Origin of the sequence: Roseomonas sp. KE2513 (assembly GCF_016107305.1) — a bacterium.
Taxonomy (GTDB): Bacteria; Pseudomonadota; Alphaproteobacteria; order Acetobacterales; family Acetobacteraceae; genus Roseomonas.
In genome coordinates this window covers 47,786-61,277 of record NZ_RCVR01000002.1, presented here as the reverse complement: position 1 = coordinate 61,277, position 13,492 = coordinate 47,786, and the positions used below count along the sequence as shown (strand labels likewise).

The following is a 13,492-nucleotide window of genomic DNA, read 5'->3' as shown; positions in this document are numbered from 1 at the left end:
GCTATTCCGTGGGAAGGGCGATCACCACGCCCTCGCCGGCGGGTTCGACCGCCGCGCCCAGGCCCTCCAGCGCTGCCTTGGCCTCGGGCGGCAGCGGCCAGCCCATGCCAAGCCGGGCGCCCTCCAGCCGCAGCGGCGGCAGCGGCCCGGTGACGAGCGACCTGCCGCCCGAGGCGGCGAGGATGAGCGCGCCCTCCAGGGTCGGCGTGCGCCGCCGGAGGATGGTGGCGGATTCCTTGCCCTCCAGCTCCAGCGGCCCGCCGGCGGCGAGGGAGAGAAGGGGCATGAGGTCCTGCAGGAAGCGCCCGGCGACCGCGCCCTTCATCCCCTCCTCCCGGCCGAGGGAGAGAAAGCCGCGGACGAGGCCGTCATAGGCCACCGCCGCCTCCCGCGCCCGCAGGACCTGGCGCGTCAGCCGCTCCCCTTCGACGAGCTGGGGCACGGCCGCATCGAGGTTGGCGTTCATCACCATCGACAGGTTGTTCACTGCATGGCGCACCGGGCGCAGCAGCAGCGCCATGGCCTGCTCGCCGGCCGGAAGCTCGTCGCGCGCGGCGTCGTCGACGGGCATCAGGGATGCCCACGTGCGGGGCGGCCCAGGGTGGTGGTCATCTTGGAAGTCCCTCCATTATGTCGCGGAACAGGCGCGCGGGCAGCGTTCCGCCGCGCACGTCGTCCATCGGGGTGGCGTCGTCGTTGCCAAGCCAAACGCCGATAACGGTATTGCCGGAGAAACCGACGAACCAGGCGTCGCGGGAATCCTGCGTCGTCCCGGTCTTTCCGGCAACGGCACGGCCCGGCACGGCGGCGGCGCGGCCGGAACCGCGGGAGACCACGACCTCCAGCATCCGGCGGATGGCCGCCACATCGTCCGACCCGATGCCGCGCGCGGGAGGGATCAGCCCTGCCGATACGGGGCGCCCGTCCGCGCGGGCGGAGGCGATGCCGTGCGGCACCACGCGCATCCCGCCATTGGCGAAGGCGGCGAAGGCGGATGTCAGCTCAAGCAGGCTCGCCTCCCCGGTGCCGAGCGCGATGGTCGCGTCGTTCGGGAAGGGGCCGGCGAGGCCCAGCCGGCGGGCGACGCCGGCCGCCTCCCGCGCCCCGCCCGCGCGGGCGAGGACGCGCACGGCCGCGGTGTTCACGCTGTGGGCCAGCGCCTCCTCCAGCGGCAGGTCGCCACGGGACCGCCAGCCGCCATTCCCCGGCGACCAGCGGCCGAGTGTCAGCGGCAGGTCCGAGACGGTCGAATCGGGGGCGAGGCCGTGCTCCAGCGCCGCGAGGTAGACGAAGGGCTTGAATACCGAGCCGGGCTGGCGACGCGCCGAGACCGCCCGGTTGAAGGGGCCGCGCCGGTAATCCCGCCCGCCCGCCATGGCGCGCACCGCGCCCGTGGATGCGTCGAGCACCACCACGGCGCCCTGGCCAACATCGGCCGCCGCCCCGGGACCGGCCAGCATCGCCTCCAGCCGGGCCTCCACCAGGGCCTGGATGCGCAGGTCGAGGGTGGTGCGGAGCGTGAGGTCGGCGGAGCCCGGGAAGCGGGTGGCCAGGTCCTCGTTCACCCAGTCCGCGAACCAGCCGGAGTCGCGGGAAGGGCGCGCGGGGAAGGCGATGCGCTCGGCCTCCGCCGTTGCCTGTGCCTGGGTCAGCGCACCGGTCGCGGCCATGGCGCGCAGCACCTCCGCCCCCCGCTCCGCCGCCGCGCGCGGGTTGGACCGGGGATTCAGGCGGGAAGGGGCGCGGGGCAGGCCCGCGAGGACGGCCGATTGCCAGACCGCCAGCCGCCGGGCCGGCACGCCGAAGTAGAGCCGCGCCGCCGCGTCCACACCATAGGCGCCGCCGCCGAGATAGACGCGGTTGAGGTAGATCTCGAGGAGCTGGTCCTTGGTGAAGCGGCTCTCGAGCCAGAGGGCCATCAGCGCCTCCTGCACCTTGCGGCGGAGGGAGCGCTCAGGCGTCAGGAAGAGGTTCTTCGCCAGCTGCTGGGTGAGGGTGGAGCCGCCCTGCGCCACGCGGCCGGAGGTGATGTTCACCCAGGCCGCGCGCAGCAAGCCGAGGGGATCGAGGCCGAAATGGGAGCGGAAGCGCCGGTCCTCGATCGCGAGCAGCGCGGTCGGCAGGTGAAGCGGCAGGTCGCGCAGGCGCACCGTCTCCCCGTAGAGGTCGCCGCTGGTGGAGAGGAGCCGCCCATCGGCCGCCTCCAGCGTCACCGAGGGGCGGCGCGTGGTCTCCAGCGCCGCCTCTGGCCGCGGCAGGTCCCAGGCGAAGATGAGGAGGAGGAGGCCGAGCGCGAGCCCGCCCCAGATGGTGAGCATCAGCGCCCAGGCGGCAATCCGGCGCGCGACGCGCCGCCGCGATCGCACCGCCGGAGGCAGGGGCGCCGAGGGAGGCTGCGGACCAGGGCCAGGGGCCGCTTGGCGCGCGCGTCGCGATCCAACCGGACGCGGAATAGTTGCGGTCGTGGCCCGTGGCATGGCACACCGATCCTAGCATGGCGCCGCGAACCCCGCATACGCGACGGGCGACCGCATCGCATGAGGAAGAGGTGCAGGATGCGCCGGATGAGTGTGGAGGGTCCCGCCAGGGGATCGATCAGGGCGGCCCTGCGGCTTGCCTTCGGGCTCTCGCTTCTCCCCAGCCTTCTCGCAGCGCCGGCCGCTGCGGCCCCGGACCCGGCGATGTGCCGGATGGAGTGCGGCGCCCAATTTCTTGAGCCCACCCAGAACCCGATCAGCGTCCAGACCTGCCTTGTCCGCTGTGCGGCCCGCGCCGCGGCGCTGGGCAGCGCCAATGTCACCGCCGCCACCATCATGCCCATGCCGCAGACGCCCTGGACCATCGGGCCGGGTACGGGCCGCCAGGCCTCTGCCCCGGCGCCCGAGCCCGGGCCGCGCACGGCGGCGCAGCGGGCACGGGAGCGGCAGGAGGCGGCGCGCGCGCGGCGTGCCGGCGCACGGGGAGAGGCGACGGCCGCCGCAGGGGGCACGCCGCGCTCCGCCCAGGCGGCGCCGGCCCCTTCGCTGATCGCTTCGATCATGGGGGCGCAGGCGGCCGTCCCGGCCGCTACCGCCGCAGCGGCCGGGACGGAGGGCTGGTCCGGGGGCTTCGGCGCCATCCACCTGGCCCCGGCGCCCTCGCGCAACTACGGGCTGGTGGTGGGGGCGGCCGAACGCCTCGCGGCCCATCGCGGCGCGGAGGCGGCCTGCCTCGGCGCGGTCGGCGTCGCCTGCCGCACCGCCGCCGACTTCACCGACCGCTGCGCTTCCGTCGCCCATGCCCTGCGCAACAGGGGCGCCCTGGTGATGACCGACCATCCCAGCACCTTCATCGTCGCCGGCGCGGCTGTCGGCACCGGCCCGACGCGCGAGGAGGCGGAGCGCCAGGCGACGCGGAGCTGCGCAAGGATCAGCCCCGGCGCCTCCTGCCGCATCACGGAGACGCGCTGCGCGGGCTGAGCGGGGATTCACCCCGGCCGCGGACCGCCCTAGCCTGCGGCGGGCGCCCGGGAGCGGTGCCCGCTGAGAAGGAGCCGCGCCCCGCGATGACCGACCCGAACGCCGTCCGCCAATCCGCCCTCGACTGGATCGGGCGCAACGAGGCGCGGCTTTCCGCCTTCTGCGCCCGCATCTGGGAATTCGCCGAGCCCGCCTGGCGCGAGTACCGCTCGCTGCAAGCCTATGCCGAGATCCTGCGCGCGGAGGGCTTCGCGGTTGAGGAGGGCTCGGGCGAGATGCCCACGGCCTTTGCCGCGCGCTGGGGGGAGGGCGGGCCGGTGCTGGCCGGCTTCTCGGAATACGATGCGGTTCCCGGCAACTCGCAGAGGGTGGTGCCCTATCCAGCGCCGCGCGCGGGGCTGCACCCCTACGCGGCCGGGCATACCGATCCGCACTCCGTGCTCGGCACGGCGGCGCTGGCCGCCATGCTCGGCACGAAGGCGGCCTTCGAGCAGCACGGCGTCCCGGCCACGCTGAAGCTCTTCGGGGAACCGGCGGAGAAGGTCTGCGGCTCCAAGCCGATCCATGCCGCGAAGGGCTATTACGACGGGCTGGACGCGGCCGTGGTCTGGCACCCTTGGCCAAGCAACACCGTCACGGGCGAGATCCATTTCGGCAGCTACTGGAGCGCCGTGATCACCTTCGAGGCGGAGAACCCGGAGGGTTGGGTCGATCCCTCGCTGATGCCGACCCAGGCCGCGCATGCCGTGGCCCGCTCGCCGGGCGCGCTCGACGCGATGTGCCTCATGTACACGACGACGAAGTACACGAAGGAGGCGATGTTCCCGCACAGCGGGTCCTGGACGCTGAACGAATACGTGCTGGGCGATGCTGGCGCCACCTCGGACAACCTGGCGCCGCGCTTCAGCCAGATCCAGTACTCCTGGCGCTCATCCTCCCTGGCGATCCAGGAACAGATCTGGCGCGTGCTGGCGAACAACGCGAAGTCGGCGGCCATGGCGACAGGGTGCCGCGCGCATGTGCGCTGGGTGACGAAGACGCGCGTGGGCCTGCCGAACACGGCGCTGACGGAGCTGACCTGGGCCAACCTGCAGGCGGTGGGCGCTCCTACCTATGGCGAAGACGCATTCGGCTTCGCGCGCGAGATCCAGAGGAACCTTGGCCTGGAGCCCATGGAGGATCCCTTCATCCCGGGTGTGAGCACGTTGACGACGCCGGCCGAGAACGACGCCGGGCTGCGCCGCAGCCTCGCGGGATGGCAGACGCATCTCAGCGCCGACGACTACGTGGAGTATTCCTGGCACTGCCCCACGGTGCGGCTGCTGGCGGCGCGCCCGAGGCTGCGGTCGCCCTCCGCAGGCTATGCCTATCCCAACTGGGCCTACAACGCGCTCGGCGGCCTGCCCGCCGCCGTCGATCCCGGGATGTTTGTCGCGGCCAAGACCATGGCGCTGACGATGGTGGACCTGGCCACGAAGCCCGGCGCGCTGGAGGCCACGCAGGCCGAGTTCCGCGAGCGCACGGGCGGCGGCGTCGGCGGCACGGAATGGGTTGGGCCACTGCTGCCGCCGGACTTCGACCCGCCGGTGGACCTGCGCTGGCCCGAATACGTCACCACGCCGCGCGGCGAGGAATGGACCTTCCCCACGCCCCGCCACGGCACGGGGGCGGGAACGCCGATCTGAGGGCAGCGCGCGGGCAGGGGGCGGTCCATTTTCGTTTCAACCTGCGCGGCTCGCGCGGCCGTGTCCGCCCGCCCCCCGTTTCCGGGCGCAGGGAAGCTGTCATAGTCCTGCGACGAGAGGGAGACAGAACAACGATGGCAAAGAGCCCGGTGCACGCCGCGCCCCTGGCGCGCTACGCCATGGCCTATGTGCTGGCCGGCGGCCGCGGCTCCCGCCTGATGGAGCTGACCGATCGGCGCGCGAAGCCTGCCGTGTTCTTCGGGGCGAAGTCACGCATCATCGACTTCGCTCTCTCAAACGCCATCAATTCGGGCATTCGGCGGATCGGCGTTGCGACTCAGTACAAGGCGCACAGCCTCATCCGCCACATGCAGCGCGGCTGGAACTTCCTGCGGCCCGAGCGAAACGAGAGCTTCGACATCCTGCCCGCCAGCCAGCGCGTGTCGGAGACGGAGTGGTACGCGGGCACGGCCGACGCGGTCTTCCAGAACCTCGACATCATCGAGAGCTACGGCCCACGCTACATGGTCCTGCTGGCCGGGGATCATGTCTACAAGATGGACTACGAGGTGATGCTGCAGCGGCACGTATCCTCTGGCGCCGAGGTGACCGTCGCCTGCATCGAGGTGCCGCGGCAGGAGGCGAGCGCCTTCGGCGTCATGCATGTGGACGACTCCGACCGCATCATCTCCTTCCTCGAGAAGCCGGCCGATCCGCCCTCCATCCCGGGCCGCCCGGATGTCGCCCTCGCCTCCATGGGGATCTACGTCTTCGAGACGCGCCTCCTGGCGGAAGAACTGCGGCGCGATGCCCAGAACCCGGCCTCCAGCCGCGACTTCGGCAAGGACATCATCCCAGCCCTCGTCGCGCGCGGCGCGGCGGTCGCGCACCGCTTCGCGGATTCCTGCGTGCGCTCCGGCGACGAGGCTGAGGCCTACTGGCGCGACGTGGGCACCATCGACGCGTTCTGGCAGGCCAATATCGACCTCACCGACGTCGTTCCCTCCCTCGACATCTATGACCGCGACTGGCCGATCTGGACGAACGGAGAGATTACGCCCCCCGCCAAGTTCGTCCTCGACGATGACGGTCGGCGCGGCATGGCGGTCGATTCGCTCGTCTCCGGCGGCTGCATCGTCTCGGGCTCGCATGTGCGGCGCTCGCTGCTCTTCTCCCATGTGCGCGTGCGCTCCTACGGCACGGTGGAAGGCGCGGTGCTGTTGCCTGGCGTCATCGTCGGGCGCCACTCGCGCCTCGAGAAGGTGGTGGTGGACAGCGGCGTTGTGCTGCCGGAGGGGCTGGTGGTGGGCGAGGACCCGGAGGAGGACGCCCGGCGCTTCCGCCGCTCCCCCGGCGGCGTCTGCCTCATCACCCAGCCGATGATCGACGCACTCCGCGCATGAGCGCGCTGCGCGTCCTCTCCGTCGCCTCGGAGTGTTTCCCGCTGGTCAAGACGGGCGGCCTGGCCGACGTGGTCGGCGCGCTTCCCGCCGCCCTGGCGGGGTGCGGCGTCGAGGTGCGCACCCTGATCCCGGCCTATCCCGCCGTTCTTGCGCGCGCGGCGGGGGCGGAGGCGGTGCACGGCTTCGACGATCTCTTCGGCGGCCCCGCCCGCCTTCTCGCCACCCGTGAGGCGGGGCTCGACCTCCTCCTGCTGGATGCGCCGCATCTCTATGCGCGGCCGGGCGGCCCCTATGCCGATCCCTGGTCGCGCGACTGGCCGGACAACCCGCAGCGCTTCGCGGCCCTCTGCTGGGCGGCAGCGGAGATCGGCCGCGGCGTCCTGCCGGACTGGCGCCCCGATGCCGTGCACGCGCATGACTGGCAGGCCGGGTTGCTGCCGGCCTACCTGCATTATGGCCAGGAGCCGCGGCCGGGCACGGTCTTTACTGTCCACAACCTCGCCTTCCATGGATGGGCACCGGCCGCCCTGCTGTCGGAACTCCGCCTGCCGCCGCATGCCTTCGACATCGAGGGGGTGGAGTTCTTCGGCGGCATCGGCGCGCTGAAAGCTGGGTTGCGGCTGGCGGATCGCATCACGACCGTTTCCCCCACCTATGCGCGGGAGATCGCGACCCCCGAGGAAGGGCAGGGGCTAGACGGGCTGTTGCGCACGCGCGTGGGGGCGCTCACCGGCATCCTCAACGGTATCGACGAGACGGCCTGGAACCCGGGCGCCGACCCGCACCTCGCAGCCCCCTTCGACGCCGGACATCCCGCCGCGCGGGAGGCGAACCGCGCCGCGCTCCGCGCCCGCATGGGGCTGGAGGCGCGGCCAGAGCGGCTTCTGCTCGGCGTCATCACCCGCCTGACGGGGCAGAAGGGAATGGACCTTCTTCTTCAGGCGCTACCGCGGCTGCTGGGATTGGGAATGGACCTCGCGGTCCTGGGCGCTGGCGAGGCAGGGCTGGAGGCGGGTTTCCGCGCGGCCGCCGAGGCCCATCGCGGCCGCATCGCGGCGCATATCGGCTACGACGAAGCCCTCGCCCACCTGATCCAGGGAGGGGCGGACGCCCTGCTCGTGCCCTCCCGCTTCGAGCCCTGCGGCCTGACCCAGCTCTGCGCCCTGCGGTACGGCGCGTTGCCGGTGGTGGCGCGGGTGGGCGGTCTGGCCGATACCGTGATCGACGCGAACGAGGCCGCCCTTGCCACGGGGGTGGCGACCGGCCTGCAATTCGCGCCAACCACCGTGCCGGCGCTCGAGGCAGCGCTCGACCGCCTTGCCGCGCTCTGGGCGGATCGCGACGCCTGGACACGGATCCAGGCCAATGCCCTTCGCGCGCCCGTCGGATGGGCCCGCTCGGCGGAACGATATGCGGCGCTCTATCGGGAGGTGGCGGCGAGCCGCTGACACGTCCGCCACAAGGATAAAATTTTCGTGTGCGGCGCCTGGACAATCTGTCAAACATCGGTCCTCCCGCGCCCGGAAATCGCTTATCAAGAGATCCATGACCGACAGTCTCCCCTCCGTAGCCCTTCAGAGCTTCGCTCCCGGCCAGGTGCCGGACGAAGCGGCGGTGAAGGCCTTCCGCCGGACGATCCTGGACAAGCTCGCCTATCATGTCGGTGGCCGCCGGGAGCGGGCGAGCGAGCGCGACTGGTTCGTCTCGACCGCCCTTGCCGCCCGCGACCACGTGGTGGACGCCTGGCGCCGCTCGAACGACGCGACGCGGGCGGAGGGACGCAAGGGCGTCTGCTACCTCTCGATGGAATTCCTCATCGGGCGCCTCCTCTCGGACACGCTGGGCAACCTCGGCCTGACCGAGACGGCGCGGCTGGCGCTGGAGGGGCTCGGCGTCGATTTCGATGCGGTGGCCGGGCAGGAAGCGGACGCGGCGCTCGGCAATGGCGGCCTCGGGCGCCTGGCGGCCTGTTTCATGGAGAGCATGGCGAGCGTCGACGTGCCCGCCTACGGCTACGGCATCCGCTACGAGAACGGGCTGTTCCGCCAGATCATCGCGAACGGCCTGCAGCACGAGGTGCCGGAGGACTGGCTCGCCCTCGGCAATCCCTGGGAGTTCGAGCGCTCCGGCCTTGTCTACGAGGTGCGCTTCGGCGGCCACGTGCGCTCGGAAGTGGCGCCGGACGGTTCCTCGCGCTTCGTCTGGCACGCGGGCGAGATCGTCAACGCGCTGGCCTACGACACGCCGGTGGTGGGCTGGCGAGGGCAGCGCATCAACACGCTCCGCCTCTGGTCGGCGCGCGCCACGGACCCGCTCCACCTCAGTGACTTCAACCGCGGCGACCATGTGGGCGCCCAGACCGCGCGCATGCGGGCCGAGGCGATCTCCCGCGTGCTCTATCCCGGTGACGAGACGGAGGCGGGGCAGGAGCTGCGGCTGCGGCAGGAGTATTTCTTTGCCTCCGCTTCGCTGCAGGACATCATCCGGCGGCACCTCTCCCGCTTCCCGGACCTGACGAGCCTCGCGGAGCAGGTCGCGGTCCAGCTCAACGACACCCACCCCGCGATCGGCGTGGCCGAGCTGATGCGGCTGCTGATCGACGTGCACGGCTTCGCCTGGGATCCGGCCTGGAAGATCACCCAGGCCGTCTTCTCCTATACGAACCACACGCTGCTGCCCGAGGCTCTGGAGACCTGGGCGGTGCCGATGATGGAGCGTGTGCTGCCCCGGCACATGCAGCTCATCTACCTCATCAACGCGCGCCACCTCGACCACGCACGGGCGGACGGGGCGCGGGACGCGCTGCTCTCCTCCGTCTCGCTCATCGACGAGAGCAACGGGCGCCGCGTGCGGATGGGGCATCTCGCCTTTGTCGGCTCGCACCGGATCAACGGCGTCTCGGCGCTGCACACGCAGCTCATGCGGGACACGGTCTTCGCCGACCTCAACCATGTCTGCGGCGACCGGATCACGAACAAGACGAACGGCATCACCTTCCGCCGCTGGCTGCACCGCGCCAATCCCGGCCTGACGCAACTGCTGGTCGAGGCGGTGGGCCCGGCCGTGCTGGACGATCCGGACCGGCTGGAGGCGCTGGTTCCGTTCGCTGATGATGCCGGCTTCCGCCAGCGTTTCGCCGCCCAGCGCCGGACCGCGAAGGAGCGGCTGTCCGCGCTGGTCGCCGGCCGCATGGGCCTGAAGATCGACCCGGACGCGCTCTTCGACGTGCAGATCAAGCGCATCCACGAGTACAAGCGCCAGTTGCTGAACATCCTGCAGACGGTTGCGCTCTACAACACGATGCGGGCGCACCCCACGGACAACTGGGTGCCGCGGGTGAAGATCCTGGCCGGCAAGGCGGCGCCGAGCTACCATCAGGCAAAGCTGATCATCCGCCTGGCCAACGACGTGGCCGCCGTGATCAACGACGATCCCTCGGTGGGCGACTTGCTGAAGGTCGCCTTCATCCCGAACTACAATGTCAGCCTTGCAGAGGCGATCATCCCGGCGGCCGACCTCTCCGAGCAGATCTCGACCGCGGGGCTGGAGGCCTCCGGCACCGGCAACATGAAGCTCGCCCTCAACGGCGCGCTGACGATCGGCACGCTGGACGGCGCCAATGTCGAGATCGACGAGCGCGTCGGGCGGGACGAGATCTTCATCTTCGGCCTCACCGCAGCGGAGGTCGCCTCCCGCAAGCGCGCAGGCCACGACGCCCGCGCGGCGGCTGCGGCTTCACCGGACCTGCAGGGGGCGCTCGACGCCATCGCCTCGGGGGTGTTCTCCCCGGGCGAGCCGGACCGCTACCGGGGGCTGGTCGAGGGCCTGCTGCACGACGACCGCTATCTCGTGACGGCGGACTTCGACTCCTACAACGCGCGCCAGGGCGATGTCGCGGCGCGCTGGCGGAAGCCGGATTCCTGGTGGCGGGCGGCCGTGCTGAACACAGCCCATGTCGGCTGGTTCTCGTCCGACCGGACGATCCGGGAATACGCGGCCGACATTTGGAACGTGAAGGCGCGCTGAGGGGCGCGGCCGCGGGCTAGTGACGCAGCCGGCGGATCAACTCCTCGGCGGCGGCCTCCACTTCCTTGGCCAGGATGGCGCGGACGGCGGCGGCGTTCGATTCGTCGGAAGCGGCCACCTCCTGCTCGAAGAGCGTGACGAGCTGGCGAACTTCGGAAGCGGCAGAGCGGAGATAGGTCACGGGATCCTCCGCCTTTCGCAGTCCCTCCTTCAGGACCGCTCGGGCAGCGGCGGCCATGGCTTTCCGCAGCGTCTCGTCACGACATCGCGGCGACCTCTAGCACGGAAGACAGGCGAGCGTGGCGGAACATTGATCGACCGCATTGACTCCTTTGTTCCAATGTTCGAAACCGGACTACGTGCATCTGGCCATGTTGTTCCAGTAGTGAGAGGACGATCCTCGCCGCCACCCGCTCCTAAGGGTGCCTTGCACTGCCGCCAGGAGAGGATCATATGAATGCACGAAAACAATTCGTGAATTGAGCGCCGATGCCTTCCTCCCGTCGCCTGCGCCTGGGCGCTTTCATGCGCCCGGTGAGTATTCACACGGCCGCTTGGCGCTATCCGGGCGCCTATGCAGACGCCAACTTCAACCTTGATCACCTCGTCCGCTTCGCACGGAGGTTGGAGGAGGCGCGCTTCGATGCCTTCTTCATGGCCGACCACCAAGCCGTGCTGAACATGCCCATTCAGGCGCTCAAGCGCAGCGCGACCACCACCAGCTTCGACCCTCTGACGCTCCTGCCGGCCCTGTCCATGGTAACGGAGCGGCTCGGGCTGATCGCCACGGCCTCCACCACCTATAACGAGCCCTGGCACGTCGCCCGCAAGTTTGCATCGCTCGACCATATCAGCCACGGCCGGGCTGGCTGGAACGTCGTCACCTCGGGCAACCCGGACGAGGCCATGAATTTCGGGCGCGAGGAGCACTGGGAGCACGCCGCCCGCTACCGCCGCGCCCATGAGTTCATCGACGTGGTGAAGGGCCTCTGGGATTCCTGGGCGGACGACGCCTTCATCCGCGACGTCGAGAGCGGCACCTACTTCGACCCCGACAAGATGCACGTCCTCGGCCATAAGGGGGAGCACTTCTCCGTTCGTGGGCCGCTCAACGTCGCGCGGCCGGTCCAGGGACATCCCGTGATCGTCCAGGCCGGCGCCTCGGATGACGGGCGGCAACTTGCGGCCGAGACGGCGGAGGTGATCTTCGCGGCCGGCGGCACGATCGAGCTCGCGCGCGGCTTCTACGCCGACGTGAAGGCCCGCACCGAGAAGGCGGGGCGGGACCCGGACCATCTCCTGGTACTCCCCGGCGCCTTCGTCATCGTCGGCGACAGCGAGGAGGAGGCGCGGGAGAAGCGCGCCCTCCTCGACTCCGGCGTCCACTACGACAGCGCCATCGCTTCCCTCTCCGTGGCCCTCGGCACCGATGCCTCGGCTTTCGACCCGGACGGGCCGCTGCCCGAGAGGATTCCCGAAACCAATGCCAGCAAGTCCGGCCGGGAGCGCGCCATCGGCCTCGCCCGGCGGGAGAACCTGACAGTTCGCCAGCTCGCCCAGCGCCTCGGTGGCTATTCCGGCGCTGCCATGGTCGGCACACCTTCGAGCATTGCGGACGCGATGCAGGAATGGCTGGAGACGGGTGCCTGCGATGGGTTCAACGTCATGTTTCCCTACCTGCCGGGCGGGCTGGACGATTTCGTGGATCGGGTGATCCCGGAACTCCAGCGCCGGGGCATCCACCGCACGGAGTACGACGGACGGACGCTGCGCGAGAATCTCGGCCTCTCGCGGCCGCGGAACCGCTTCTTCCCGGACTAGCCTGCGCGCGGCACCATCCTGCCCCTCAGGCGGGGGCAACCCTGCTGAAGTCGAGGATGCACCACCCATATGCAGCCCATGATCCCGCTCTCCGTCCTCGACCTCTCCCCCGTCCCAGAGGGCAGCGACGCCGGCCAGGCGTTGCGAAACTCCGCGGACCTCGCCCGCCACGCGGACAGCCTCGGCTACAACCGCTACTGGATGGCCGAGCACCACAACATGCCGGGCATCGCGAGCGCGGCGACGGCGGTGGCGCTCGCGCATGTCGCGCACGGCACCTCCCGCATCCGGATCGGGGCGGGCGGCGTGATGCTGCCGAACCATGCCCCCCTGGCCATTGCCGAGCAGTTCGGCACCCTGGCCTCGCTCTATCCGGGGCGGGTCGATCTCGGCCTCGGCCGCGCGCCGGGCTCGGACCAGGTCACCGCCCATGCGCTCCGCCGGACCTTGCAGGGGGATGTTGATTCCTTCCCGCAGGACGTGATGGAGCTGATGGCCTATTTCCGCCCCGCCCAGCCCGGCCAGCGCGTGCAGGCGGTTCCCGGTGCGGGGCTCGATGTGCCCGTCTGGATCCTCGGCTCCTCCACCTATGGCGCGCAGCTGGCGGCGGCGCTCGGCCTACCCTACGCCTTCGCCTCGCACTTCGCTCCCGGCTCCATGGAGGAAGCGGTGGCCATCTACCGGGAGCGCTTTCGGCCCTCCGGGCACCTCGAACGCCCCTATGTCATGCTCGGCGTGAACGTGCATGCGGCGGAGACGGACGCGGCGGCGCGGCTGCTCTTCTCCTCGCACCAGCAGGCCTTCGTGAATCTCCGCAGCGGCCGGCCCGGCAAGCTGCCCGCCCCGCAGGAGGGCTTCTTCGAGGGGCTCGACCCCTATGCCCAGGCGATGATCCGCAACTCCCTTTCGGTCTCGATCGTCGGCGGGCCGGACACCGTGCGGCAGGGTCTGCGGGATCTGGTGGCCCGTACCGGCGCAGACGAGCTGATGGTCACCGGGCAGATCCACGATCACGCGGCCCGCAAGCGCTCCTTTGCCATCCTGGCCGAGGTGGCGGCGGAGCGGGCGGTCGCGGCGTGACGCGAGGAGGGGCGGCGGG

At 71.0% G+C, this 13,492-nt stretch carries 10 protein-coding genes; 7 read left to right on the top strand and 3 right to left on the bottom strand.

Going from position 1 to position 13,492, the window contains the following annotated elements; genetic code table 11:
- Position 1 precedes the first annotated feature (1 nt).
- The gene (locus tag D9599_RS02475) at positions 2-571 is read right to left on the bottom strand and encodes a hypothetical protein (RefSeq protein WP_198379647.1); all 570 of its coding nucleotides are present in this window, start codon (positions 569-571) and stop codon (positions 2-4) included.
- A gap of 37 nt (positions 572-608) precedes the next feature.
- Positions 609-2,366 carry a PBP1A family penicillin-binding protein gene (locus tag D9599_RS02470; RefSeq protein WP_309228514.1) on the bottom strand — a complete coding sequence of 586 codons (1,758 nt, stop codon included), beginning with the start codon at positions 2,364-2,366 and terminating at the stop codon, positions 609-611.
- Positions 2,367-2,564: 198 nt separating this feature from the next.
- Between D9599_RS02470 and D9599_RS02465 the strand changes: the two genes are divergently transcribed.
- The 5 genes from D9599_RS02465 (at position 2,565) to D9599_RS02445 (ending at position 10,572) form a co-directional block, all read left to right on the top strand.
- On the top strand, positions 2,565-3,458 hold the full coding sequence (locus D9599_RS02465) for a DUF4189 domain-containing protein (RefSeq protein WP_198379645.1): 894 nt from the start codon (positions 2,565-2,567) through the stop codon (positions 3,456-3,458).
- A gap of 86 nt (positions 3,459-3,544) precedes the next feature.
- On the top strand, positions 3,545-5,143 hold the full coding sequence (locus D9599_RS02460) for an amidohydrolase (RefSeq protein WP_198379644.1): 1,599 nt from the start codon (positions 3,545-3,547) through the stop codon (positions 5,141-5,143).
- Positions 5,144-5,277: 134 nt separating this feature from the next.
- The gene (gene glgC / locus D9599_RS02455; protein ID WP_198379643.1) at positions 5,278-6,546 is read left to right on the top strand and encodes a glucose-1-phosphate adenylyltransferase; all 1,269 of its coding nucleotides are present in this window, start codon (positions 5,278-5,280) and stop codon (positions 6,544-6,546) included.
- A 5-nt stretch (positions 6,547-6,551) separates the two neighbouring features.
- On the top strand, positions 6,552-7,994 hold the full coding sequence (glgA, locus tag D9599_RS02450) for a glycogen synthase GlgA (RefSeq protein ID WP_198379891.1): 1,443 nt from the start codon (positions 6,552-6,554) through the stop codon (positions 7,992-7,994).
- 97 nt (positions 7,995-8,091) lie between these two features.
- Positions 8,092-10,572: a glycogen/starch/alpha-glucan phosphorylase gene (locus D9599_RS02445; protein WP_198379642.1), complete on the top strand. Its 2,481-nt coding sequence runs from the start codon at positions 8,092-8,094 to the stop codon at positions 10,570-10,572.
- A gap of 16 nt (positions 10,573-10,588) precedes the next feature.
- Here D9599_RS02445 and D9599_RS02440 read toward each other — a convergent pair whose 3' ends face one another.
- Positions 10,589-10,810 (bottom strand): hypothetical protein, encoded by a 222-nt coding sequence (locus D9599_RS02440; RefSeq protein WP_198379641.1) that lies wholly within the window; start codon positions 10,808-10,810, stop codon positions 10,589-10,591.
- A gap of 251 nt (positions 10,811-11,061) precedes the next feature.
- On the opposite strand from D9599_RS02440, the gene D9599_RS02435 reads away from it, so the two are divergent.
- Positions 11,062-12,393: an LLM class flavin-dependent oxidoreductase gene (locus tag D9599_RS02435; protein WP_198379640.1), complete on the top strand. Its 1,332-nt coding sequence runs from the start codon at positions 11,062-11,064 to the stop codon at positions 12,391-12,393.
- Positions 12,394-12,471: 78 nt separating this feature from the next.
- A complete protein-coding gene (locus tag D9599_RS02430) occupies positions 12,472-13,473 on the top strand; it encodes an LLM class flavin-dependent oxidoreductase (protein ID WP_198379890.1) in 1,002 nt (333 codons plus the stop codon).
- The last annotated feature ends 19 nt before the right edge of the window (positions 13,474-13,492 follow it).

Coding starts and splice junctions, on each gene's coding strand:
- D9599_RS02475 (WP_198379647.1), bottom strand. CDS start 571: ATGCCCGTCGACGACGCCGCGCGCGACGAGCTTCCGGCCGGCGAGCAG.
- D9599_RS02465 (WP_198379645.1), top strand. CDS start 2,565: ATGAGTGTGGAGGGTCCCGCCAGGGGATCGATCAGGGCGGCCCTGCGG.
- D9599_RS02460 (WP_198379644.1), top strand. CDS start 3,545: ATGACCGACCCGAACGCCGTCCGCCAATCCGCCCTCGACTGGATCGGG.
- glgC (WP_198379643.1), top strand. CDS start 5,278: ATGGCAAAGAGCCCGGTGCACGCCGCGCCCCTGGCGCGCTACGCCATG.
- D9599_RS02445 (WP_198379642.1), top strand. CDS start 8,092: ATGACCGACAGTCTCCCCTCCGTAGCCCTTCAGAGCTTCGCTCCCGGC.
- D9599_RS02440 (WP_198379641.1), bottom strand. CDS start 10,810: ATGGCCGCCGCTGCCCGAGCGGTCCTGAAGGAGGGACTGCGAAAGGCG.
- D9599_RS02435 (WP_198379640.1), top strand. CDS start 11,062: ATGCCTTCCTCCCGTCGCCTGCGCCTGGGCGCTTTCATGCGCCCGGTG.
- D9599_RS02430 (WP_198379890.1), top strand. CDS start 12,472: ATGATCCCGCTCTCCGTCCTCGACCTCTCCCCCGTCCCAGAGGGCAGC.